Source organism: Streptomyces niphimycinicus (genome assembly GCF_018883605.1).
GTDB classification, from domain to species: Bacteria; Actinomycetota; Actinomycetes; order Streptomycetales; family Streptomycetaceae; genus Streptomyces; species Streptomyces niphimycinicus.
The window spans coordinates 1-407 of record NZ_JAHLEM010001184.1 but is presented as its reverse complement, the minus strand read 5'-3'; the positions used below and the strand labels follow the sequence as shown (position 1 = coordinate 407).

At 68.6% G+C, this 407-nt stretch carries 1 protein-coding gene; it reads left to right on the top strand.

Annotation, left to right across the window (positions count from 1 at the left end; genetic code table 11):
• Positions 1-48: 48 nt before the first annotated feature.
• Positions 49-407 (top strand): hypothetical protein (locus KN815_RS48715; RefSeq protein ID WP_308403717.1); only part of this gene is annotated, 359 nt, incomplete at its 3' end.

The window sequence follows — 407 nt, the reverse complement described above, 5'->3', positions numbered from 1 at the left end:
ACGCAGGACTGCCTGACGGAACGGGGCGAGCAGCCTGCCTCGGCGCCCGTGAACGTGCCGGTGCTGCGCAAGGACCGTTCGGAGGCCGTGGCCCTGACCACCGCGCTGGCACGGCTGCACGTTCACGGCTCCGCTGTCGATTGGACCTCGGTCTTCGACGGTCTCGAGGCCCGCAGGATCGACCTGCCGACCTATGCCTTCCAGCGCCGGCGCTACTGGGTCGAGAAGTCCGTCGATGCGGCCGGTGCCGATGCCGGAATCCGTCGCGAGGTGGATGCGCGGTTCTGGCAGGCCGTGGAGCGTGAGGATCTCGAATCGCTCGCGAAGGAGCTGGACTTCGACGACGAGGCGTCGTTGCGTGCGGTGTTGCCGGCGTTGTCGGCGTATCACCGCAGTAGCCGTGACCG